General features: G+C 54.4%; 18 protein-coding genes. 8 read left to right on the plus strand and 10 right to left on the minus strand.

Annotated elements, in window-relative coordinates; translation table 11 throughout:
• Nucleotides 1–37 precede the first annotated feature (37 nt).
• On the plus strand, nucleotides 38–2,071 hold the full coding sequence (locus F384_RS02505) for a choline transporter (protein WP_046477186.1): 2,034 nt from the start codon (nucleotides 38–40) through the stop codon (nucleotides 2,069–2,071).
• A 226-nt stretch (nucleotides 2,072–2,297) separates the two neighbouring features.
• Nucleotides 2,298–2,450: a Hok/Gef family protein gene (locus tag F384_RS28185; RefSeq protein ID WP_046477188.1), complete on the plus strand. Its 153-nt coding sequence runs from the start codon at nucleotides 2,298–2,300 to the stop codon at nucleotides 2,448–2,450.
• Nucleotides 2,451–2,559: 109 nt separating this feature from the next.
• On the opposite strand, the gene F384_RS02515 is transcribed toward F384_RS28185, so the two are convergent.
• The 8 genes from F384_RS02515 to F384_RS02550 form a co-directional block, all read right to left on the minus strand.
• Entirely contained in the window at nucleotides 2,560–3,345 is a 786-nt protein-coding gene (locus F384_RS02515) for an SDR family oxidoreductase (RefSeq protein WP_046477190.1), read from the minus strand.
• A 35-nt stretch (nucleotides 3,346–3,380) separates the two neighbouring features.
• Complete coding sequence (locus F384_RS02520; protein WP_046477192.1) at nucleotides 3,381–4,178, minus strand: SDR family oxidoreductase; 798 nt, start codon at nucleotides 4,176–4,178, stop codon at nucleotides 3,381–3,383.
• A 53-nt stretch (nucleotides 4,179–4,231) separates the two neighbouring features.
• Nucleotides 4,232–5,299, minus strand: coding sequence for an ABC transporter permease (locus tag F384_RS02525; protein ID WP_046477194.1), 1,068 nt, complete (start codon nucleotides 5,297–5,299; stop codon nucleotides 4,232–4,234).
• Nucleotides 5,300–5,316: 17 nt separating this feature from the next.
• Nucleotides 5,317–6,861 carry a sugar ABC transporter ATP-binding protein gene (locus tag F384_RS02530; RefSeq protein WP_046477196.1) on the minus strand — a complete coding sequence of 515 codons (1,545 nt, stop codon included), beginning with the start codon at nucleotides 6,859–6,861 and terminating at the stop codon, nucleotides 5,317–5,319.
• Between the two features lies 1 nt (nucleotide 6,862).
• A complete protein-coding gene (locus tag F384_RS02535) occupies nucleotides 6,863–7,483 on the minus strand; it encodes a DUF2291 family protein (protein WP_046477199.1) in 621 nt (206 codons plus the stop codon).
• A gap of 43 nt (nucleotides 7,484–7,526) precedes the next feature.
• Nucleotides 7,527–8,462 (minus strand): D-ribose ABC transporter substrate-binding protein, encoded by a 936-nt coding sequence (locus F384_RS02540; RefSeq protein ID WP_046477200.1) that lies wholly within the window; start codon nucleotides 8,460–8,462, stop codon nucleotides 7,527–7,529.
• A gap of 139 nt (nucleotides 8,463–8,601) precedes the next feature.
• Nucleotides 8,602–10,122 carry an FGGY family carbohydrate kinase gene (locus F384_RS02545; protein WP_046477202.1) on the minus strand — a complete coding sequence of 507 codons (1,521 nt, stop codon included), beginning with the start codon at nucleotides 10,120–10,122 and terminating at the stop codon, nucleotides 8,602–8,604.
• A 350-nt stretch (nucleotides 10,123–10,472) separates the two neighbouring features.
• Nucleotides 10,473–11,423: a sugar-binding transcriptional regulator gene (locus tag F384_RS02550; RefSeq protein ID WP_042320815.1), complete on the minus strand. Its 951-nt coding sequence runs from the start codon at nucleotides 11,421–11,423 to the stop codon at nucleotides 10,473–10,475.
• Between the two features lie 361 nt (nucleotides 11,424–11,784).
• Between F384_RS02550 and F384_RS02555 the strand changes: the two genes are divergently transcribed.
• Together F384_RS02555 and F384_RS02560 are read left to right on the plus strand one after the other, a co-directional pair.
• Nucleotides 11,785–12,615 (plus strand): transketolase, encoded by an 831-nt coding sequence (locus F384_RS02555; protein WP_046477204.1) that lies wholly within the window; start codon nucleotides 11,785–11,787, stop codon nucleotides 12,613–12,615.
• Nucleotides 12,608–13,543 (plus strand): transketolase family protein, encoded by a 936-nt coding sequence (locus F384_RS02560; protein WP_046477206.1) that lies wholly within the window; start codon nucleotides 12,608–12,610, stop codon nucleotides 13,541–13,543. Before F384_RS02555 ends, F384_RS02560 begins: the two co-directional genes overlap by 8 nt.
• A 3-nt stretch (nucleotides 13,544–13,546) precedes the next feature.
• Here F384_RS02560 and entD read toward each other — a convergent pair whose 3' ends face one another.
• Nucleotides 13,547–14,170, minus strand: a complete 624-nt coding sequence (gene entD / locus F384_RS02565; RefSeq protein WP_046497651.1) for an enterobactin synthase subunit EntD — start codon at nucleotides 14,168–14,170, stop codon at nucleotides 13,547–13,549.
• A gap of 50 nt (nucleotides 14,171–14,220) precedes the next feature.
• Nucleotides 14,221–16,494 (minus strand): TonB-dependent siderophore receptor, encoded by a 2,274-nt coding sequence (locus tag F384_RS02570; protein ID WP_046477208.1) that lies wholly within the window; start codon nucleotides 16,492–16,494, stop codon nucleotides 14,221–14,223.
• 243 nt (nucleotides 16,495–16,737) lie between these two features.
• Between F384_RS02570 and fes the strand changes: the two genes are divergently transcribed.
• The 4 genes from fes (at nucleotide 16,738) to wzz(fepE) (ending at nucleotide 23,436) form a co-directional block, all read left to right on the plus strand.
• The gene (fes, locus tag F384_RS02575; RefSeq protein ID WP_046497657.1) at nucleotides 16,738–17,940 is read left to right on the plus strand and encodes an enterochelin esterase; all 1,203 of its coding nucleotides are present in this window, start codon (nucleotides 16,738–16,740) and stop codon (nucleotides 17,938–17,940) included.
• A gap of 30 nt (nucleotides 17,941–17,970) precedes the next feature.
• Nucleotides 17,971–18,189 (plus strand): MbtH family protein, encoded by a 219-nt coding sequence (locus F384_RS02580; protein ID WP_046477210.1) that lies wholly within the window; start codon nucleotides 17,971–17,973, stop codon nucleotides 18,187–18,189.
• Nucleotides 18,186–22,082, plus strand: coding sequence for an enterobactin non-ribosomal peptide synthetase EntF (gene entF, locus F384_RS02585; protein WP_046477211.1), 3,897 nt, complete (start codon nucleotides 18,186–18,188; stop codon nucleotides 22,080–22,082). Before F384_RS02580 ends, entF begins: the two co-directional genes overlap by 4 nt.
• A gap of 220 nt (nucleotides 22,083–22,302) precedes the next feature.
• Entirely contained in the window at nucleotides 22,303–23,436 is a 1,134-nt protein-coding gene (wzz(fepE), locus tag F384_RS02590) for an LPS O-antigen length regulator Wzz(fepE) (protein WP_046477213.1), read from the plus strand.
• The last annotated feature ends 2 nt before the right edge of the window (nucleotides 23,437–23,438 follow it).

Here is a 23,438-nt window from a genome sequence, read left to right on the forward strand (position 1 = left end):
TGATTTTTAATAGTTACAGAAAATGTGAGGATACTGGATGTCAGACCTTCCACAGAGCAGAGAAAAGGACAAAATCAATCCGGTGGTTTTCTACACGTCCGCCGGGCTGATTTTGTTGTTTTCCCTGACCACCATCTTTTTTAGTGATTTCTCCGCCGTCTGGATTGGCCGGACGTTGAACTGGGTTTCAAAAACGTTTGGCTGGTACTATTTGCTGGCGGCCACGCTGTACATCGTCTTTGTTGTTTTCATCGCCTGTTCGCGTTTTGGCTCGGTCAAGCTCGGGCCGGAGCAGTCGAAACCGGAGTTTAGCCTGCTCAGTTGGGCGGCCATGCTGTTCGCCGCCGGGATCGGTATCGACCTGATGTTCTTCTCCGTGGCGGAGCCGGTAACGCAATATATGCAGCCGCCGGAAGGGGCAGGGCAGACGATTGAAGCGGCGCGTCAGTCGATGGTCTGGACGCTCTTCCACTACGGCCTGACCGGCTGGTCGATGTATGCCCTGATGGGCATGGCGCTGGGATACTTTAGCTACCGTTATAATCTGCCGCTGACCATCCGTTCCGCGCTCTATCCCATCTTCGGTAAACGCATTAACGGGCCGATTGGGCATAGCGTCGATATTGCCGCCGTCATCGGCACCATTTTTGGTATCGCCACGACGCTGGGAATTGGTGTGGTTCAGCTCAACTATGGCCTGAGTGTGTTGTTTGATATTCCGGACTCGATGGCGGCAAAAGCGGCGTTGATTGTGCTGTCGGTGGTGATTGCCACGATTTCGGTCACATCCGGGGTGGATAAGGGCATCCGCGTGCTTTCAGAACTTAACGTTCTGCTGGCGCTGGGACTTATCCTCTTTGTCCTGTTTATGGGCGACACCTCATTCCTGCTCAATGCGCTGGTGCTGAACGTGGGCGACTATGTGAATCGCTTTATGGGCATGACGCTCAACAGCTTTGCCTTCGATCGTCCGGTCGAGTGGATGAATAACTGGACGTTGTTTTTCTGGGCGTGGTGGGTGGCCTGGTCGCCGTTTGTCGGCCTGTTCCTTGCGCGAATCTCACGCGGACGTACCATCCGTCAGTTTGTCTTCGGTACGCTGATTATTCCGTTCACCTTTACCCTGCTGTGGTTGTCGGTGTTCGGCAACAGCGCGCTGTATGAAATCATCCACGGCGATGCGGGCTTTGCTCAGGAGGCAATGGCGCATCCGGAACGCGGATTCTACAGCCTGCTGGCGCAGTATCCGGCGTTTACTTTCAGCGCTTCGGTGGCCACCATCACGGGCCTGCTGTTTTATGTCACGTCAGCAGATTCCGGCGCGCTGGTGCTGGGGAATTTCACCTCGAAACTGAAAGATATCAACAGCGATGCCCCGTCATGGCTGCGTGTCTTCTGGTCGGTAGCGATCGGTTTGCTGACGCTGGGAATGTTGATGACGAACGGAATTTCAGCCTTGCAGAACACGACGGTGATCATGGGACTGCCGTTCAGCTTTGTCATTTTCTTTATTATGGCGGGATTATATAAGTCGCTGAAGGTGGAAGATTATCGCCGCGAGAGCGCTAACCGGAATACCGCGCCGCGACCCATGGGCGTGCAGGACCGGTTGAGCTGGAAAAAACGCCTGTCACGGCTGATGAATTATCCCGGTACGCGCTATACCCGCGAGATGATGGAGAACGTGTGCTTCCCGGCAATGGAAGAGGTCGCACAGGAGTTAACACTGCGTGGCGCGCATGTCGAACTGAAAAGTGTGCCGCCTGTAGAAGGCGAAAGTCTGGGACACCTCGATTTACGGGTGCATATGGGCGATGAACGTAACTTTATCTACCAAATCTGGCCGCAGCAGTATGCGATTCCGGGCTTTACTTATCGCGCGCGCAGCGGGAAATCGACCTATTACCGACTGGAGACCTTCTTGCTGGAAGGCAGTCAGGGCAATGACCTGATGGACTACAGCAAAGAGCAGGTGATTACCGATATTCTCGACCAGTATGAACGCCATCTGAACTTCATCCATCTGGATCGCGAAGCGCCAGGAAATGGTGTGCTGTTCCCGGGTATGTAGGGCTATCTAAATGTTTTCCGAAAATGAGGTTTTACTGTGTAAGTATACAGTATCCTGAGAGAGGAAGAGTACGATAACGGCGGGTGCCTGATGCTTTCCTGCTTCAGGCCGTTGCTGAGGTCTGGAAAGAAGAAAGCCCCAAGGAGATAGTGCTATCAACCTTGAGGCTACCATTCCAAACCTGAACAATTCGGATGGTAGTCTCTTCTTCGCATGGAGGCAATACATGCTGACGAAATATGCCTTAATGGCAGTCATCGCACTCTGCATTACAGTGCTGGGATTCACACTCCTCGTGCGGGATTCACTCTGTGAGTTCAGCGTCAGGGAGCGTGGTATTGAGTTTAAGGCCGTTCTCGCTTACGAATCGAAGAAGTAGCCGTTATGCGGGGAGCTATCCCCGCATATCCGCTTGTCAGATCTGGATGAGACGGCACCCGCTTTATTATATCGCCCGCAGTCAGTCATGGCTGCGGGCGAATTTCTGTTTACCAGCAGATAAATCCGCCATCAACAACGAGATCGACGCCAGTACAAAACGAAGCTGCATCACTGGCGAGGAACAGCGCCGGGCCTGCCATCTCTTCAACTTTCGCCATTCGCTGGATTGGCGTCTGGCTCTCAAATTCACGCGTCTGATGAACCATCTCAGGGCGGGTATTCATCGGTGTGGCGGTGTATCCTGGGCTGATTGAGTTCACGCGAATACCTTTCTCAATCCATTCCATCGCCAGGCTCTTCGAGAGATGAATAACCCCCGCTTTGGAGCTGTTGTAATGCGCCTGTTCAAGGCCCCGGTTGACGATGATCCCGGACATTGAGGCGATGTTGATGATGGAGCCGCCGCCAGATTCCAGCATCAGTTCCGCTTCGGCCTTACAGGAGTTCCACACGCCCGTGAGGTTGATGTCGATAACGCGCTGCCACTGTTCGCTTTCCATTTCCAGCGCCGGATTGGCGTTAGCAATACCGGCGGCATTCACCGCGATATCCAGACGACCAAACCGTTCTTTGGCCAGCGCGACGGCGGCGCGAAGGTCACTAAGCTGGCGAACATCTCCCGTATAGAGTGCCGACTGGCCGCCAATCGATTCGATATGATGAGCGGTCTCTTTCAGCCCGCCGTCCTCGCGCAGATCAAAACAGACGACCCGCGCGCCCGCGCTGGCCAGCGCCCAGGCAATGGTCTGACCGATGCCGCTCCCTGCGCCCGTGACGAAAGCGACACGTCCTTGCAGGTTAAACAGTTGTTGAGCAAAATCTTTTGCGATCATAGTGATAACTCTCTTCACAAGTACCCCGTCGGGTATTACGACATAATCAGGCCGCCATCAATGTTGATGGTTTGTCCGGTAAGATAGCGCGCATCGTCAGAAGCCAGGAAGGCGACCAGCCCGGCGACATCTTCAGGTTTGCCCGCGCGTTTCATGGGGATGCCCTTAACCCATTCCGCCATCAGTTCACCTTTGCCGTAGCGTTTTTCATCGGTGCTGAGGATCTGGCCCCATACACGATCGTTGTAATCCCACATTTCGCTTTCGATGATCCCCGGACAGAAGGCGTTGACGGTAATGTTCCACGGCGCCAGTTCATGCGCCAGGCTTTGCGTGATGCCAATCACGCCCATTTTGCTGGCAGCGTAGTGTGGGGTATAGATAAAGCCCTGACGTCCCTGGCCGGAAGAGGTATTAATCAGGCAGCCGTGATTCTGTTTCACCATGTATTTCGCCGCTTCGCGACAGCAGAGCCACACGCCAGTGGTATTGACGGCGAGGGTTTTTTCAAAATCCGCTTTCGGCATCCGGTCAAAGTAATCGATGGTGATCACGCCCGCGTTCTGGATGGAGACATCAATCGAGCCAAAGCGCGCCGCCGCTTGCTCATACAATGCCTGGACCTGCTCTTCATTAGTGACATCAACCTGTAGTGATAAAATATCAGCCTGGTAGCGCTGGCGCAGGTGTTCTGCCGTTTCGTGAACGCGCTCAGCGTTGGAGACCATCACCAGGTTTGCGCCGTCCCGGGCGAAACGTTCGGCGATACCTGCGCCAATTCCCCGGCATGCGCCGGTGATGACGACCGTCTTACCATGAAAATCACGTTGCATATTTCTTTCCCCTGTATAAGCCGGACACGCGATGCCCGGCGCAGTGATGCTACTTAACTGGATACGGTATTTGCTGAGGGTGCTGTCGCCTGTTTCTCTTCATGGCGACGCATCAGAATGACTTTGTTCTGTAGCTTTTGCTGGAACTGGTCGACAACCACGGCGGTGACAATAACGACGCCCTTAATGACCATTTGCCAGAAATCGCTGACGCCCATCATCACCATGCCATCGGCCAGGAAGACGATGACGAAGGCCCCGATGATGGATCCGGATACCCGTCCTCGACCGCCGGCGAGCGCGGTTCCGCCCAGAACGGTGGCGCCGATGGCGTCCATCTCAAACATGTTGCCGGTCATCGGGTGTGACGTTTGTAACTGGGATGCGACAATCAGCCCAACAAAGGCGGCGCATAACCCAGAGAAGGCGTAGACGAAAATTTTCGCTTTGACGATCGGCACACCGGCGAGTCGCGCGGCAGATTCGTTACCGCCAATCGCGTAGATATAGCGACCGAGCGGGGTTTTGGTGGTGATCCAGTAACCCAGAACCAGGAAGGCGATCATCAGCCAGATGGGCAGGTAAATCCCGAGCAGCGTGCCGGATCCCAGGGTGGCAAAACCGGTATTGCCCAGCGCCTCCATACCGTTAAGATTGGGGTAGGTGCTACCGTCGTTAAACAGCAGGGCAGAGCCCCTGGCAACGTACATCATGCCGAGGGTACAGATGAAAGGCGCAACGCCAAAGCGGGTGATGACCGCGCCATTGACGAACCCAACGAGCACGCCAAAGATGGCGACGCAGAGGATCACTTCCGGCACGTTGAAGAAGATGATGTTGCCGCCCCAGATGGGCAAGCCATTGGTGAGTAACGCGCCTGCAACCATGCCGCAAATGCCGGCAACGGCGCCGACCGACAGGTCAATGCCGCCTGTCAGGATAACCAGCGTCATCCCAATCGCCAGTAAGCCGGTAATAGCAACGTGCTGGGTCATAATCAGCAGGTTAGATGTGGTCAGGAAATTCGGTACCATCACGCTGAAGAATGCGATGACCAGCAGCAGAGCGATAAACGTTCTGGCCTTCAGCAGGTACATGTAAATCATATATTTCTGGTTCATGATGGATTCCAGCCTGATTAATCTTGCGGTGTAGAAGCCGCGATCAACTTCTCGCGGGTGACTGCATGACGGGGGACATCAGCGGTGATCCGGCCATCAGCCATCACCAGAATGCGGTCCGCCAGCGCCATCACTTCGTCCAGCTCTGATGAAGAGAACATCACTGCCAGCCCTTGTTGTGCCATTTTGCCGATAAGGTGGTACACATCAGTTTTCGCCCCCACGTCGATGCCGCGGGTAGGTTCATCGAGGAACACCACCTGCGGTTGCGTCATTAACGCTTTGCCCAGCACCACTTTTTGCTGGTTTCCACCGCTGAGTGAGGTGATGGGCAGTTCGGGATCGCTCACTTTGATGGCAAGTTGCTGAATCATCTCCTTCACGCTGTCCTGCTCTTTTTGCGGATTCAGCCATTTCCAGGCCCGGCGAAAACCCTGCAAGCTGAGGCCAGAAAGCGTCATATTGGACTGAATCGACATCATCTGAACGACGCCTTCGCCCTGTCTGTCTTCCGGCACCAGTGCCAGCCCTTTTTTAAGCCGTGCCTGAAAATGGGCTTTATCGATGCATTCGCCGTTGAGTTGAACGATGCCGCTCTGGCAGGGCATCAGGCCCACCAACCCTTTGAACAGCTCGGTGCGTCCCGCGCCCAGCAGACCGTAGATCCCAATGACTTCGCCTTTATTCAGGCTAAATGACACGTCATTGAGCTTATAGCCGCCGCTGGAATGGAGCGCTGTCAGTCCCTGCACCGCGAGAACCGTGTCGCCTTGCGGAGCCGGTTGATAATCGAAATGTTTTTTCTTATCGCCCACCATCTGTTCGATGATCCACGGAATGCTGGCATCGCTGACCGGACGCTCACTAATAAAGCGACCGTCACGGAAAATGGTGATGTAGTCACCAATTTCCATGAGCTCTTCCAGCCGATGGGAAATATAGATAATGGTGACGCCGCGCCGCTTGAGTTGTTCAATGACGTTGAACAGGATTTTGACTTCAGACTGGCTTAGCGCAGAGGTTGGTTCATCCATGATTAAGACGCGCGTATCTTTCGAGAGCGCGCGGGCAATCTCGACCAGTTGCTGGTGGCCGATCCCCAGTTCTTCTAAGGGTGTATACGGATCAACATCCAGTTCCAGTCGCTTGAGCAGGGTTTGCGCCAGCGCATACTGATATTTTTCATTAATTTTCCCTTTCTGAAAAAACTCGTTAGCCATGAAAATATTGTCCATGACATTCATATTCGGGAATAAATTCAACTCCTGAAAAATAATACTGATACCCAATTTTTCGGCCTGATGTGTCGAATTCATCGAAACAGGGGTACCATCCAGAAAAATTTGACCGGAGGAGGGGCTTTCGACGCCAGCAAGCATTTTCATCATGGTGGATTTACCCGCACCATTTTCTCCGATCAGAACATTCACTTTATTCCGATATACCCGATAATTGACATTATCTAATGCCACCACGCCAGGATAAACACGAGACAGGCTATGGGTTTCGATAATCACTTCCGATTCGGCGGGTTGGGGAGCGACGATATCTTGCTGTTGCATGTTATTGTCCTCCTGCGGGTTCAATTTTGGCGGGCGTAATATCAGGGATCGTCTGAGGAATATCCCATGCGGAAAATACGCCATACACTTGTGTGGATTCACCGGTTTTAAGTTGGGCAGCCTGAATCATTTTTATCGCCTGGACGTTAATGGCGCGACCATACTCGCCAAATAACACCTGGTCGTTAAAATCACCGTAAGTCGCACCTTTATAAGCGTCGCGTAATTGTGTGCCGCGTAGCGTTGGACCAATCTGAACAATAATATTGCTACCACTTTTATCGGCGACGGTCATTTTTCCGCTGCGGGAGGCGGTATCAATCGTGCCAATTATGCCTTCGACTTTGACGAAAAAGATGCAGGGGTTCTCTTCCTGAGCGCGATAGCCCAGTTTTTTACAGGCACTATCGAAATCTTTCTCGGCCTGCAAAGCCGTCATTAAATCGGCCACCGGACGAGCCTGCCCAACAATTTGCGGCACAATTTTGTTTTGCCACGTTTGGTCTATATTGGACATATGGGGATTAGGCGGAGATTTGAGATCCGCAAGTTCCTGCTGCGAAACGATGCGGCATCCACCCACGGTCAACACGACCAGCGCCAGCCAGGCATTTTTAGACATAATGTTCTCCTCTGCGCCTCCGGGGAGGCGCAACTACCCGAGATCAGGACTTGATATTGAAATCCTGTACTTTATCTGCGTTATCTTTGGTGATGAGAATGCCGCGGAACATGACGCGCTGTTTCTCTGGTTTCACCCCTTTTTGCAGGTAGTTATCCAGATCGGTCACGCCCTGTGCAGCGATAGCCTGAGCCTGCAGCATGACGGTGGCCTGCAATGTCCCGGCTTTCACCGCATCGCGTTCATCGTTGCTGCCGTCAATGCCGACGACCACAACGTCATCGCGGTTTGCGGCTTTCAATGCGGCGATTGCGCCCAGTGCAACAGGACCGTTACCGCAGATGACGCCTTTCACATCCGGGTGAGCTTGCAGAATGCTGTCCATGATTCGCTTACCGTCGATAAGTGTTCCTTTGGCATCCTGTCTGGCGACGCTGACCATATCCGGGAACTGGTCAATAACCTGGTGGAAAGATTTTGAACGGGTAACACAGTTATTATCGGCGAGGTTACAGGTCAGCTCGGCGTATTTCCCTTTTTCTCCCATCTTCTCAACGAAGACGTTGGCAACTTCAGAACCTGCCTGGAAGTTATTATGGGTAATTTGTACTAATGCCACATCATCAACGGGAATTTCGCGGTTGATTAATATGACGGGAATCCCGGCTTTTTTCGCTTTTTCAATGGCTGCAACGCTGGCCGTTGAATCCGCATTATCCAGAACGATGCCCTGAACTTTTTTGCCGATAGCGGTATCAATCAATTCATTCTGTTTTTTTACATCTTCGCTGTGCGACAGAATTGTGGTTTTGTAGCCTAACTCCTGAGCTTTTTCACTGGCGCCTTTGGCTTCCGACGCGTAATACGGATTATCCAGTGAGTTCACCATAATCATAATTGTCCCTTTCTCTGCAGCATGGGCAGTAAAAGACAAAGCGGTCAGGGTTGCAGCGGTTAACAGCGTTAAACGTAATTTCATGACAATGTTCTCTCTGTGTTGTTATTGTCGGGTACGGTGAAACAACGTAAAGCATGAATTCTTATAAAACAGGGCTAATGGTCCGGAGTTCTCCTTCTGTTAATGAGTCGGGATGTCACGCATCTTCCCTGGTGAGGCGTCAGGCGGACGGGGCCGGTTTCCATAGTGTTCTGTTCACCGCATTGCGCCACTCCTGCCATCTTTTTTGCAGACGATGATGGCGGGCCATATCGGGCTGAAATGCGCTGTGTACGGTTAAAAAAGCTTTTAAATCAGTGAGCGAGCCAGGGTGGAGCGCTTTGCGCGCCAGTAACGCGGCGCCAATGGCTGACAGTTCAGGCACATCGCTGCGCATCACCGGACAACCCAGCAGGTCTGCCTGGTACTGCATTAACCAGTCATTCTTTGTCGGGCCGCCGTCAACCATCAGAGCCGACAAGCTAAAGTCTTCATGTTGCTGCATGGCGACCACCACATCGGCGATTTGATAGGTAATCGACTCAAGGGCGGCACGGATCAGATGGGCGCGTTTGACGCCGCGACTCAGTCCGCAGATCACGCCGCGCGCGCTGTCATCCCACCACGGGGCGCCGAGCCCGGTTAATGCCGGGACGAAGTACACGCCCAGGGTTGACTCCACGGAGGCGGGGAGCGTATTCAGTTCATGAGCCAGTTCAGCGTCAGAAAGTTCGCTCAACCCGGTGCTATCTGCCATCCATGCCACCGCATCGCCCGTGTGCGGAATGTTGCCTTCAAGGCCGTAAATGATGTTCTCACCGTCGTGCCAGGCAATGGTGGTCGCCAGTGCGCTAATATCACACTGGGCTGAGGTTACCGGTGCCATCACGGAGGATCCTGTGCCGTAAGTGGCTTTGACGCACCCCATCTCGCCGAGGGCGTGACCAAACAGCGCGGCGTGCGAGTCGCCGACCATCGACATCACCGGGATACCATCCGGAATGCCGCTCAGGCCACGGGTATAACCAAATAATCCACTGGAGGGTTTAATTTCCGGTAATGCGGCGCGGGGGATGTGGAACAGCTCCAGCATCGTCTCATCCCACTGCCCGGAGTGCAGATTGAGCAACTGGGTGCGGGCTGCGTTTGAGTAGTCGCAGCAGAAGGTCTCGCCGCCGGTTAAATTCCACAGCAGCCAGCTGTCAATAGTACCCAGACAGATTTTCCCCTGCGCCGCAAGCTGCGGGCCATCGGCTACCGACTCCAGCAGCCAGCGCATTTTAGAGGCAGAAAAAAGCGGCGCAATTGGCAGGCCGGTGGTGGTTTTGATCAGGTGTTCTTTGTTTTCGTGGCGCAGTTCTTCACAGTACGCCGCGCTGCGTGTGCACTGCCAGGTGATGGCGGAATTCAGCGGTTTACCCGTCTGGCGATACCAGCCAATAGCGGTTTCACGTTGATTACTGATCGCCAGAGCCGCGACATTGTCGGCGCCGACGTGGTTTATCGCTTTCGCAATCACATCAAGTGATGCATCAATCAATACTTCGCCGGATTGCTCAACCCAGCCTTCACGCGGCGTCTGAATGGCCAGCGGTTGAGAAAATTTGGCGACCACCTGACCCTGAGCGTCCAGTGCGACCGCTTTAGCGTTGGTAGTACCTTCATCCAGCGCAATGATGAACTCTTTCTTTGCTGCACACATAGATTGATTATCTCCTGAGTCACATTGCGTCCCGGCGTTGAAGGGAAGAGGGGCTCCCTCACTGTCGCGTCATTACTTAATCAGGCTTGATTGTGACATCGTGTATTTTTAATCTTTGAATATATATTCGATACTGATTATTTATTTAATACCTTAGCCAGAATCTTTCCGTTGGGCTATAGAAAAAATCATCAATTGTGCTGGGAATCACACTTACACAGTGGGAAGAATATCAGGTTTACGCGAAAATAACGCGGAGGTGAATCCTTTCAGTTTATTGAAAAATAGAGGTTTTTAGACGGTCTTTGCGTCGAATCCTTTTTTCGCAAAGACCGAATATGTGGGAGGGATCAGGCTGTTACCAACATCCGTGCGGTAGGATAATCGGTGATCAATACGTCGATATAGCCCCCGTTCAACGCCCCTTTGATGGCGGCAACTTTGTCAGTTCCTCCCGCCAGCGCCACGACGTTGGGGCATTTTTTGACTTTATCGAGCGCCATGCCAATGACCGGATCTTCATCATCCTGTAAGACCGGCTGACCGTTTTTGTCGTAGTAGTGCAGGCAGATATCTCCGACGGCACCGCGATCGGCCAGTACCTGTAACATATCTTCGTGGTAGTAGTTTCCTGACGTCTTAAGCAACTGGGACGGCTCCAGAATCCCCACCCCCACGATGGCGATATCGACATTATCGAAACGCGAGATCACCTCGGCGACATCCTTGCTGGCGATAAGACGATTTTTCTCCTCAACCGATCCCTCAATGCTTTGCGAAGGGAGCAGCCAGGCCTCGCAGTTAAGATGTTGCGCCAGCGTCTGGGTTAAAATGGTGGCCTGCACATTGCCGTTTGGCCCGACGCCGCCGAGTAGCTGGATAACGCCACCGGCTTTCAGGTTCTGAGTATGCACTTCGTCAACCATTGCCCGGATGGTTGAACTCCACGAGGAGACGCCCACCAAATCTTTAGGTCGCAGACGGGTTTCAAGATAATGGGCAGCGGCGGAACCAATGGCGCGTTTGATACTGTGATCGGTGGCATCGTCTTCGGTATCCACCACGATTGCCTGCTTGAGTCCGTAACGATCTTCGATTCCTTTCTCAAGATTCAGAAAGATATTTGAGGGTTGTACGACGCTGATTTTTACCACCCCTTCTTTCTGACAGCGGGTGATGGCTCGGGAGATAAACGACTGAGAAAGCGAGAGAAGTTGAGCAATATCGGACTGCTTGCGTCCTTCAAGATAGTAAAGGGTGGCGATTTTAACCAATAGCCGTTGTTCGTCCTGCTTAGCCATATATTTCCCCGAAAATCATTTACGTACAGCCATTATCTTAGAGACTTTTATCATACGCGAAAACAAAAGGCAGGTAAGTGTGATAAAGCTCTAACTTTGACCAATCCTCAAAAACAGGGATGGACAAATATGGAAATGTCGTTGCATAATTGAATAAAGAATCATATGTGAATATATATTCACAGTGATTTCAGGTCAACTGATTATTCCCGACGTCAATGTGGTCGCGGTGAGGAGGCAGCATGTTCCTGAGTACGATACTGTGGCGTAAGCCGTGTGATGCGAAGCAAAGGGATTTCTGGTTTTTTTAGTCCCTGATGGAATAAATATTCCATGTTGAAAATAAATTCAGAGGTGTTAAATGAATCCCTGGCACTATGATATTCAGACTCTTGAACGCACAGCGCGAGCGGTGCGCCGTCACATCGTCAAGTTAAACGCATACAGCCCGGCAGGAGGGCATACCGGTGCAGACCTGTCTCAGGTTGAACTGCTCACTGCACTCTATTTCCGAATTTTGAATGTCGCCCCGGATCGCATCGACGATGAGGAGCGTGACATCTACATTCAGTCCAAAGGCCACGCGGTAGGCTGCTACTACTGTGTGCTGGCGGAGGCTGGTTTTTTCCCTATTGACTGGCTGAGCACATATCAGCACGCCAATTCTCATCTTCCGGGCCACCCGGTGCGCCAGAAAACGCCAGGTATTGAACTGAACACCGGCGCGCTGGGCCACGGTTTGCCTGTTGCGGTGGGACTGGCGCTGGCCGCAAAGAAAAGCAACAGTGCTCGCCGCATCTTTTTAATTACCGGCGATGGCGAACTGGCGGAAGGCAGCAACTGGGAAGCCGCGCTCGCGGCGGCGCATTATGGACTGGACAACCTGGTGATCATTAATGACAAGAATAATCTCCAGTTGGCCGGACCCACGCGTGAAATCATGAACACCGATCCGCTTGCGGATAAATGGCGCGCCTTCGGCATGCAGGTCACCGAATGCCAGGGAAATGACATGGCGTCGGTCGTCAGTACGCTGGAAGGCCTGACGCAGGAAGGGAAGCCTAACGTCGTGATTGCCAATACCACAAAAGGCGCAGGTATCTCGTTTATCCAGGGGCGTCCTGAGTGGCACCACCGGGTGCCGAAAGGTGAAGAGATTGAACTGGCTCTGGAGGAGTTGAAAGATGAGTAATGCAGAACACCTCGCGAACGTCATGGTTCAGGCGTTTATCGATGCGGTAGAAAATGGCGTTGATCTGGTGCCGGTCGTGGCTGACTCAACCTCCACCGCGAAAATTGGCCCCTTCATCAAGCAGTTCCCGGACAGACTGGTCAACGTGGGGATTGCTGAACAAAGTATGGTTGGGACGGCGGCAGGGCTTGCGCTCGGCGGCAAGGTTGCGGTCACCTGTAATGCGGCGCCATTCCTGATTTCCCGCGCCAATGAGCAAATCAAAGTTGACGTTTGCTACAACAATACCAACGTGAAGCTGTTTGGTCTGAATGCAGGGGCCAGCTATGGTCCGCTGGCGAGCACGCATCACGCGATCGACGATATCGCCATTATGCGTGGATTTGGCAATATCCAGATTTTCGCCCCCTCTTCACCGCGAGAGTGTCGACAGATAATCGACTATGCCATTGGCTATCAGGGGCCGGTGTATATTCGCATGGACGGAAAGGCGCTTCCGGAACTGCATGATGAGAACTATCGCTTTGTGCCGGGTGCCGTGGTGACCTTACGTGAAGGCGATTCGCTGGCGCTGGTGGCGACAGGCTCTACGGTCCATGAAATTGTCGATGCGGCCGCGTTGCTTGCCGATTCCGGTATTCAGGCGACGGTGGTGAGTGTACCGTCCATTCGTCCGTGTGATACCAAAGCCTTGTTAGCGGCAGTGAAAGGCTGTAAAGCGGTGATCACCGTTGAAGAACATAATATCAACGGTGGACTGGGAAGCCTGGTGGCGGAAGTTCTGGCCGAAGCAGGGACTGGCGCGGTTCTGAAGCGCTTAGGGATCCCGGATGGTGAATACGCGGCGGCAGCTGATCGCGGCTGGATGCGCCAGCACCACGGTTTTGATGCGCAGTCGATTGTGGCTCAGGCGCGGGAAATGCTTTGAGGGTTAATGTGTTGCAATGGTAATAACATGGCTGGCGGAAGTGAGCCACCGCACACGCCAGGTCTGGTCGTACGCCCGTAACCTCATCTGGTCATGTTGAACGTCCAGAATGTGATAGTGCATGAATCCGCAGCCTGCCTGCGATAGCCCCTGGGTTGCCTTAAAGGCGCTCTCTTTGGCGGAAAACGCCAGCGTGAGCGCCTGTTCAAAAGGTAATCCGCTCTCTGCTAGCCGTGTTTTTTCTGTCTGTGAGACGATACTGGTTGCCACTTCTGCCGCTGTCTGCGGCGTAAATATTTCCTCTCTATCAACCCCCACGGGCTGGTGGGAAACCACAGCCAGTGCGGTGGTCGCACAGTGGCTGATGCTGCCAAACAAACCTTGTGGCCATAACGGTTGTCGTTGTTCGCCCATTCCCGGCACATTTTTATGCCCCAATTCGCGTAGCGCATGAACGGCGGCAATACGACCGGCCAGATGTTCGGCTTTACGCTTACGCCCGGCATGTGCCAGTTGCGCATGATGGGGAAGCCACAGCAGATCGTGCTCGTGGAAGGTGTCCGGTTCGAAGGTCACACAATGTAACGAGTGGTGAGACAGAGTGAGAAGGGAGTGAGTTGTCTTCATCGTGTCATCAAAACCAAACCCCTCCTCCGGGTGGAGGAGGGGAGTGGGCATCAAAAGTGCGTGTTAACGCTCATGTACCATGTACGACCCGGTTCGTTATAGGTGTACGCACCCGCGCCACGCATATAAGAAACATCGGTCGTGCTGCCAGTGGTCTGGGCATTACCTTCACGCCATAGACGCTTGTCAAAGACGTTATCCACGCCGCCGGTCAGGCTGACATTTTTGGTCACGTCCCAGGTCGCGCTCAGACCCACGATGCTGTACGGGCTGATGGACTGTTTATCCGAGCCTGTCACCGGTTTACCCTGGTAATCGTATTTCTTCGGCTCTTGTTTGCCATACCAGGTAAAGGTGGATTGCAGAGAAACGTCCTGATGTACCTGCCAGCTCAGCGTTGAGTTCAGCGTGTACTCCGGAATAATCGACAGGCGCTCGCCGGTTTCTTTATTCTTACTTTGCAGCATGTAGGTGATGTTGTTGGTCCAGTTAACGCTGCTGCTTACCGGTACGTTCAGCGTCCCTTCCAGCCCTTCGACCACCGCTTTAGGCACGTTCTCCCATTGATAGATATCGGTGTAGGTGGTTTTACCTTTGTTGGTGATAGAGGTGCGGTCCATTGGCACCGTACCGGCTTCGATCTTGTTGCGATAATCGTTACGGAACCAGGTCACACCCGCCAGCCAGCCATCACGTTTGAATTCAAGGCCAATCTCTTTGTTGACGCTGGTTTCTGCTTTCAGATCGTCGTTACCCATCATGTAGCAGCCGATGCCGGTCGCGGCACCCGTGGCGTAACAGCCCTGGCCTTTGCTGTACAGAATGTAGTTCGGGTTGGTCTGATACAGGCTTGGCGCTTTATAAGCTCGCGCGATGCCCATCTTCAGGGTGAAGTCATCGCCCAGACCCTGTGACAGGTTCAGAGATGGACTCCAGTTGTCGCCCACGATGCTGTGGTGATCGAAACGCAGACCCGGCGTCAGCATGGTGCTGTCGGTCAGCTCCATATTGTTTTCAGCAAATAGCGAGAAAATTTCTGCTTTCGAATACGGGCTGCGGTCGGTGCTGCTGGAGCCCGGAATATCCCCCCCCATAAAGGTCTGCGAGTTGGAGAGCATATCCTTCATGCGCTGCTGGGTCCATTCAGTGCCCAGCGTCAGATTCTGATTCACCAGGAAATCGAACGGCAGGCTGACTTCACTGTGCAGCGTGACGTCGTTCAGGTCGGCATCCACATATTTCTGTGACGCTTTCGGGTCGAAGATCCCTTCAGTCCCGCCCGCGAGGCCTTCCGGCGTACGAGAGTTGCGGGTGTGTTCGTACTGTACCCAGTTGGTCGTGGTGACGCCGTTATCCCAACCGCCGTTCCAGGTCAGAGAGTAGTTCTGACGGTAGAGACGGTTGGTCTCTTCGCCATAGTTATCTTTCACCAGTTGGTTGGTGTTGGTGTTCTGCGTGTCCCCGGCGTACAGGTTACCCTGACGGCTGTAACCGGCTTCCAGTTCAATCGACTGCATTGGCGCGAAGTCCCAGCGCACCACGCCGTTAATATCTTTGTTGATGACACCTTCACGACCGGCTGGCAGTGTGTCGGAATAGGTGCCAGTACGTTCAGACTGGTGACCCTGGTTGATGTCACGCGCATCGGCCTGCGTTTTATCCAGATTACCGAACAGGCGGAAGCTGAAATCCCCGCCCAGCGGGCCATTGAGGGTAAAGTTAGTGCGTTTGGTCGCCCCTTCCTCTTTGTGTTCCGGCGCATTGAAATAGGTGTTCCAGGAGCCGTGCCACTCGTTGCTGCCTTTTTTAGTGATGATATTCACCACACCACCGGCGGCACCGTTGCCATAACGCGCTGCGGCAGGTCCGCGCAGGACCTCAATGCGTTCGATCATCTCCGGCGGCACCCACGAGGTATCACCACGGGTATCACGCTCGCCGCGCCAGCCGAGGCGCACGGAGTTACGGCTGGTCACCGGTTTACCGTCGATCAAGATCAGGGTGTTTTCTGGCCCCATCCCGCGAATATCAATCTGACGGTTATTGCCGCGCTGACCGCTGGTCGAGTTACCGGTCAGGTTCACGCCAGGCATGGTACGGATGATTTCAGAGACGTCGCGAGCGGGAGGGTTTTTACGAATTTCATCTGCGGTGATGGTCGACACGCCAGGGGCCTGCAAGTTCTGCTGGGCGGCGGTGACCACGATAGTATCTTCATGAGAGACGGCGGTGCTATCAGCGGTTTCTTCTGCCATTGCGGGCAGCGCTACTCCGTAAATCCCTAAGTTGACCAATAAGGCCAGGGAATGAATCTTCTTGTTCATTGTCTTTCCTGCTTTTCTTTAGCCACGTGTACCAGACACCTGGAATCGGTATCCGGCCCGATGTCGCCCGCCTCTGCGAAAACCCTCCATTCCAGAAAAGCCCGCAGCGCGGTTGGTTAAAAACTGTTCGCGCTTCCCACGGCGCGTCAATACGCTATTGCAAATGCAAATAGTTATCAATAATATTATCAATATATTTCATCTATCGATGAAAAAATTCACAGTAAACATGGGGTTATGACGGTGACAGCGTTAACGGTAGGCAGTGAGGCCTGGTGGCAGTCAAAAAACGGTCCGCAATGGGCGCGTGAAGCAGACGGAAATTACCGGGTGACCTTCTGGTGGCGCGATCCGCAGGGGAGTGAATTTCACTCAGCCATTCAGCGAGTCTGGGTGTATATCACCGGCGTCACCGACCACCATCAGAATGTCTTTCCTCAGACGATGCAGCGCATCGCCGGAACGGATGTCTGGCAGTGGCAGACCGTTTTAAGCGCTAACTGGCGCGGCAGCTACTGTTTTATTCCCTCTACGCGGGACGAGTCGTTTGCGTCGCTGAAGGCAGATGAACCGCTGGATCGCACGGCGCTGCGTGAAGGCTGGCGACAGCTGTTACCACAGGCGATTGCCGATCCGTTGAATCCGGTTAACTGGAAAGGTGGGCGAGGGCACGCTGTTTCGGCACTCGAGATGCCGCAAGCCCCTGCGCAACCGGGCTGGGACGACCCACAAACGCCAGCGTCATTGCCGGTGGTACTGGACTGGAACAGCACGCGTCTGGGCAATACGCGCCGGGTGTGGATTTTTACGACCGGCGATGCGCAACCAGACGAACGCCCCCTGGCAGTTCTGCTCGACGGGCAATTCTGGGCGCAGAGTATGCCCGTCTGGCCCGCGCTCACCTCACTCACCCGGCGTGGTCAACTTCCACCGGCGGTGTATCTGCTTATTGATGCTATCGATACTGCGCACCGTAGCCGTGAACTGCCTTGTAGCGCAGATTTCTGGCTGGCGGTTCAACACGAGTTATTGCCACAGGTCCGGGCCGTTGCGCCGTTCAGCGATCGTCCGGAACGTACAGTCGTTGCTGGGCAAAGCTTTGGCGGCCTGTCATCGCTGTTTGCCGGGCTGCACTGGCCGGAACGCTTTGGCTGCGTGCTCAGTCAGTCCGGCTCTTACTGGTGGCCTCATCGCGGTGGTCAACAGAACGGACTGATTATTGAACAACTTCGCGGCGGTACGCTGTCCGCGCAGGGACTGCGGATTGTTCTTGAAGCGGGAGTCAGGGAACCGGTTATCTTCCGCGCGAACCAGGCGCTTTACACACAACTACAGACGACACAGCAGTCGGTTTTCTGGCGTCAGGTTGACGGCGGACATGATGCGCTTTGCTGGCGCGGCGGTCTGATGCAGGGGTTGATTGACCTCTGGAAGCCGCTGCTCTGAGCGAGCGATTTTCCACGACAGGAGTTGAGTATGGAATTCAGTAATCCCTTCGATAACCCGCAGGGACAGTTTTACGTTCTGCAAAATTCTCAGCAGCAGTTTAGCCTCTGGCCGCAGCACTGCGCATTGCCTGCGGGCTGGCAGGTGGCGTGCGAGCCGCAGTCTCAGGAAGCCTGCCAGCAGTGGCTGGCGCGTCACTGGACCACGTTAATTCCCGGCCATTATGCCGTTTCACAGGAGGCGCAATGAGCCCACGTTTACCGCTTGTCGCCGCACAGCCTGGCATCTGGATGGCCGAAAAACTCTCCACATTACCCTCCGCCTGGAGCGTCGCACACTATGTGGCATTAACCGGTGAACTGGATGCGCAGATGCTGGCGCGCGCGGTGGTCATCGGCATGCAGCAGGCCGATACGTTACGGATGCGTTTTACCGAGGATAACGGCGACGTCTGGCAATGGGTGGATGAGTCCTTTACGTTTGATGAACCGCAGATTTGCGATCTCCGTACCGCCGCGAACCCGCATGACGCCGCGCTGGCGCTGATGCAGGCCGATCTCCAGCAAAATCTGCGCGTCGACGGCGGCAAGCCGCTGGCGCATCATCAGTTGATTCAGGTTGGCGATCGCCAGTGGTACTGGTATCAGCGCTATCATCATTTACTGGTTGATGGCTTCAGTTTCCCGGCGATTACCCGCCAGATCGCTGAGATTTACAGCGCATGGCGCCGGGGTGACGCGACGCCTGACTCGCCCTTCACGCCGTTTGCCGAGGTGGTGGAAGAATATCAGCAGTATCGCCAGAGTGAAGCCTGGCAGCGTGACGCCGCGTTCTGGGCCGAGCAGCGTAGACAGCTTCCGCCACCGGCATCGCTTTCACCGGCTCCGCTGCCGGGGCGTGCGGCGACGTCAGAAATTTACCGCATGAAGCTGAATGCGCCACAAGACGCATTTCGCCATCTGGCGGCGCAACTGCCTGACGTACAGCGAACCGATCTGGCGCTGGCGCTGGTCGCGCTCTGGCTGGGACGACTGTGCAGCCGGATGGAATATGCGGCAGGCTTTATCTTTATGCGTCGTATGGGATCGGCGGCGCTGACCGCCACCGGACCGGTACTCAACGTGTTACCGCTGGGCGTGCGTATTGATGCCGCAGAAAGTCTGGCAGAACTGGCAAAACGACTGTCTGCGCAGCTTAAGAAAATGCGCCGCCATCAGCGTTATGATGCAGAGCAAATCGTCCGCGACAGCGGGCGGGCGGCGGGGGAAGAGCCGCTGTTTGGCCCGGTGCTTAACGTCAAAGTCTTCGACTATCAGTTGGTTATGCCGGGCATTTCAGCGCAAACCCATACGCTGGCGACGGGGCCGGTTAACGATCTGGAACTGGCGCTGTTCCCGGATGAAGAGGGCGGGTTGAGCATTGAGCTTCTCGCCAACCAGCAACGTTATGATGAAACGACGCTCAGACAGCATGCATCACGTCTGATGGCGCTGATCGAACAGTTTGCCGCCAACCCGGCCCTGCGCTGTGGTGATGCCGATCTGCTGCTCCCGGCTGAATATCAGCAGATTGCGCAGGTCAACGCCACGGCGGTTGATATCCCTTCTACGACGCTGAGTGCGCTGGTCGCGGAACAGGCGAGCAGAACACCGGATGCGCCCGCGCTGGCGGATGCCCGCTATCAGTTCAGCTACCGCGAAATGCGCGAACAGGTGGTGGCGCTCGCCGGTGTGCTGCGTGAATGCGGGGTGCAACCGGGTGACAGCGTCGCGGTGGCCTTACCGCGTTCCGTATTTCTGACGCTGGCGTTGCACGGGATTGTTGAAGCCGGTGCGGCCTGGCTACCGTTAGACACGGGTTATCCGGACGATCGTCTACGGATGATGCTGGAAGACGCGCAGCCGAAGCTGCTGATCACCACGGCGGAGCAGCGACCGCGCTTTAGCGACATCCCGGGACTGGAAAGCCTCTGCTATAACGAACCGCTGGCGGCAGGCGATAGCGCGCCGCTGGGGTTATCGCAACCGCAGCATACGGCGTACATCATCTTTACCTCTGGTTCGACAGGCAGACCGAAAGGGGTGATGGTTGGACAAACCGCCATCGTTAACCGTCTGCTGTGGATGCAAAACCAGTACGGCCTGACGGCGCAGGACGTGGTGGCGCAAAAAACGCCCTGCAGTTTTGACGTCTCGGTGTGGGAATTCTTCTGGCCATTTATTGCCGGTGCGAAGCTGGTAATGGCTGAGCCAGAAGCGCATCGCGATCCGCTGGCTATGCAGCGCTTCTTTGCGCACTACGGGGTGACAACGACCCACTTTGTGCCGTCGATGCTGGCGGCATTCGTCGCCTCGCTGACGCCAGAGCGCGCCAGTGAAAGCTGTGCAACGTTACAGCATGTCTTTTGCAGCGGCGAAGCCTTACCCGCCGATTTATGCCGCGAGTGGGAGCAACTGACGCATGCTCCACTGCATAATCTGTATGGCCCAACGGAGGCGGCGGTTGATGTCAGTTGGTATCCGGCCTGGGGTGATGAACTGGCAAAGGTCACCGGCAGTAGCGTACCGATTGGCTTCCCGGTGTGGAATACCGGACTGCGGATCCTGGATGCGATGATGCATCCGGTTCCCATCGGCGTGGCGGGTGATCTCTATCTGACCGGCATCCAACTCGCACAGGGTTACCTCGGCAGATCGGACCTCACGGCGAGTCGCTTTATCGCCGATCCGTTTGCGCCAGGAGAGCGGATGTATCGCACCGGAGACGTCGCGCGCTGGCTGGAAAACGGGGCGGTGGAGTATCTGGGACGCAGTGACGATCAGCTTAAGATCCGCGGTCAGCGTATCGAACTGGGCGAGATCGATCGCGTAATGCAGGCTTTGCCTGACGTTGAACAGGCGGTGGTTCACGCCTGTGTCTTTAATCAGGCGACAGCAACGGGGGGCGATGCCCGCCAACTGGTGGGGTATCTGGTCTCGCAGTCAGGTCTTCCGCTTGATATCCCCGCACTCCAGGCGCAGTTGCGTGAAAAACTCCCGTCACATATGGTGCCGGTGGTGTTACTGCAACTGGCGCAACTGCCGCTTAGCGCCAACGGTAAGCTGGATCGCAAAGCGCTGCCGATGCCGGAATTAACGCCGCGCGCCAAAGGGCGAGTCCCGCTGCCGGGCAGCGAAACGACGGTGGCAAAGGCATTCAGTGAACTGCTGGGTTGTGACGTCAACGACATTGAGGCTGATTTCTTCGCCCTGGGCGGTCATTCGCTACTGGCCATGAAGCTGGCAGCGCAACTGAGCCGGACGTTCGCCCGTCAGGTCACGCCGGGGCAGGTCATGGTGGCCTCGACGGTGGCGCAACTGGCGGCGTTGCTGGATGCGGACGATGACGTACAGGCGCAACGTCTTGGGTTTGAAACGCTGCTGCCGTTACGTAAAAGTGACGGACCGACGCTGTTTTGCTTCCATCCGGCGTCGGGATTTGCCTGGCAGTTTAGCGTCTTGTCGCGCTATCTCAGTCCACAATGGTCGATTATGGGGATCCAGTCGCCGCGTCCGCAGGGGCCGATGCAGACGGCAGCCAATCTGGACGCGGTCTGCGAACATCATCTGGCGACGCTCCTTGAACAACAACCGCACGGTCCGTATTACCTGTTGGGCTATTCTCTCGGTGGCACGCTGGCGCACGGTATTGCCGCGCGTCTGCGGGCGCGGGGTGAAACGGTCGCCTTCCTCGGTCTGCTGGATACCTGGCCACCGGAAACGCAAAACTGGTCAGAAAAAGAAGCCAATGGGCTCGACCCGGAAGTGCTGGCGGAAATTGATCGCGAGCGGGAGGCGTTTCTGGCCGCACAGCAGGGGAACGCGTCAGGCGAATTGTTTAGCATCATAGAAGGGAATTACGCTGATGCCGTCCGCTTACTCACCAGCGCGCACAGCGTCCCCTTTGATGGACGCGCGACGCTATTTGTTGCCGAGCGTACCCTACCGGAAGGGGTAAGCCCCGAACGCAGTTGGGCACCGTGGATTGCAGACCTGGACGTGTATCGCCAGGACTGTGCGCATGTGGAGATTATTTCTCCGTCCGCCTTTGAACATATCGGTCCGATCATTGCCGCGTGCTGTAATGGATATAACCGTGGCTGATTAATGTTGGGGCAGTTATTTGTCCCCCGTAGCAACGCGTCGGCGGGGTTACGGGGGATTTTTTATTACAGATAATCTTCTGTATTGGGAATATTACCCCCAGTGGGGGCAAATTCTGAATTTGGCTTCATCTGCGTATTAGTATTTCTGAATGTTATAGAGGTTTGTTACGCTGTTAGCAGGAATTAACTTTCATGGAACTTGCAACAGGACGTACTGTATGCCGTCACTTAAAGTTAAGCAGGATAAAAATACGGAATTGACTGGCTTTCCGTTGCCGCATATTCAGAATAATGAAATCGATTTATTAAACCTGATTGCTATTTTATGGCAGGTTAAAAAACGCATTATTGCTTGCGCGCTTGCGTTCGCGTTTATGGGGTTATTCGTCACGTTCTTTTTACCGCAGCGCTGGACCAGCGAAGCGATGGTGACGCCAGCCGAGTCAATCCAGTGGCAGGATCTGCGAAGAACACTGACGGGATTACGTGTTCTGGACCTTGATGTCAGTGTCGATAGTAATAACATCTTCAATCTTTTCATCAAGAAATTCCAGTCGTCCTCGCTGCTGGAACAATATTTACGTTCATCTCCGTATGTAATGGAACAATTAAAAGGAGCGGAAATCAATGAACTGGACCTGCATCGGGCCGTTGTCGCGCTGAGCGAAAAAATGAAAGCAGTGGACAGCAATGCCGGAAAGAAAAATGAAACGGCATTGTATACGTCCTGGGCGTTGAGTTTTACGGCACCGACCAAAGAAGAGGCGCAGCAGGTGCTGGCGGGATATATCCAGTTTATTTCTGATATTGTCGTGCAGGATTCACTGGAAAATATCCGCAATCAGTTGGAGGTTAAAACCCGTTTTGAGAAAGAACGTCTGGCGCTGGACCGTGTAAAACTTAAAAATCAACTGGAAACAAATATTCAACGACTCAATTATTCACTTGAGATTGCTAATGCTGCCGGAATTAAAAAACCGGTTTACAGTAATGGCCAGGCGGTAAAAGACGATCCTGATTTTTCTATTTCTCTGGGCGCCGATGGGATCCAGCGAAAGCTGGAAATTGAAAAATCGGTGACGGATGTGGCTGAACTGAATGCTGAATTAAAAAACCGGCAGTACTATGTTGAACAACTGGAATCCGTCGATATTCACGACGTGAAATTCTCGCCGTTCAAATACCAGCTTGAGCCATCATTACCGGTGAGGAAACAGGGGCCGGGTAAAATGATCGTGGTCGTGTTGGCGGCTATCATGGGAGGGATCGTGGCCTGCGCTGGCGTACTTCTCCATCATGCGATGGCAGCGCATAAAAGGAATGGCGCCACTGTCAGTGAACGTCTGGTTTGACT

It is taken from the genome of Citrobacter amalonaticus Y19 (genome assembly GCF_000981805.1).
Lineage (GTDB): Bacteria > Pseudomonadota > Gammaproteobacteria > Enterobacterales > Enterobacteriaceae > Citrobacter_A > Citrobacter_A amalonaticus_C.

Coding starts and splice junctions, on each gene's coding strand:
- F384_RS02580 (WP_046477210.1), top strand. CDS start 17,971: ATGGAATTCAGTAATCCCTTCGATAACCCGCAGGGACAGTTTTACGTT.
- F384_RS02550 (WP_042320815.1), bottom strand. CDS start 11,423: ATGGCTAAGCAGGACGAACAACGGCTATTGGTTAAAATCGCCACCCTT.
- F384_RS02530 (WP_046477196.1), bottom strand. CDS start 6,861: ATGCAACAGCAAGATATCGTCGCTCCCCAACCCGCCGAATCGGAAGTG.
- entD (WP_046497651.1), bottom strand. CDS start 14,170: ATGAAGACAACTCACTCCCTTCTCACTCTGTCTCACCACTCGTTACAT.
- F384_RS02540 (WP_046477200.1), bottom strand. CDS start 8,462: ATGAAATTACGTTTAACGCTGTTAACCGCTGCAACCCTGACCGCTTTG.
- F384_RS02520 (WP_046477192.1), bottom strand. CDS start 4,178: ATGCAACGTGATTTTCATGGTAAGACGGTCGTCATCACCGGCGCATGC.
- F384_RS02535 (WP_046477199.1), bottom strand. CDS start 7,483: ATGTCTAAAAATGCCTGGCTGGCGCTGGTCGTGTTGACCGTGGGTGGA.
- F384_RS02560 (WP_046477206.1), top strand. CDS start 12,608: ATGAGTAATGCAGAACACCTCGCGAACGTCATGGTTCAGGCGTTTATC.
- F384_RS02505 (WP_046477186.1), top strand. CDS start 38: ATGTCAGACCTTCCACAGAGCAGAGAAAAGGACAAAATCAATCCGGTG.
- F384_RS02545 (WP_046477202.1), bottom strand. CDS start 10,122: ATGTGTGCAGCAAAGAAAGAGTTCATCATTGCGCTGGATGAAGGTACT.
- F384_RS02515 (WP_046477190.1), bottom strand. CDS start 3,345: ATGATCGCAAAAGATTTTGCTCAACAACTGTTTAACCTGCAAGGACGT.
- entF (WP_046477211.1), top strand. CDS start 18,186: ATGAGCCCACGTTTACCGCTTGTCGCCGCACAGCCTGGCATCTGGATG.
- F384_RS28185 (WP_046477188.1), top strand. CDS start 2,298: ATGCTGACGAAATATGCCTTAATGGCAGTCATCGCACTCTGCATTACA.
- F384_RS02525 (WP_046477194.1), bottom strand. CDS start 5,299: ATGAACCAGAAATATATGATTTACATGTACCTGCTGAAGGCCAGAACG.
- F384_RS02570 (WP_046477208.1), bottom strand. CDS start 16,494: ATGAACAAGAAGATTCATTCCCTGGCCTTATTGGTCAACTTAGGGATT.
- F384_RS02555 (WP_046477204.1), top strand. CDS start 11,785: ATGAATCCCTGGCACTATGATATTCAGACTCTTGAACGCACAGCGCGA.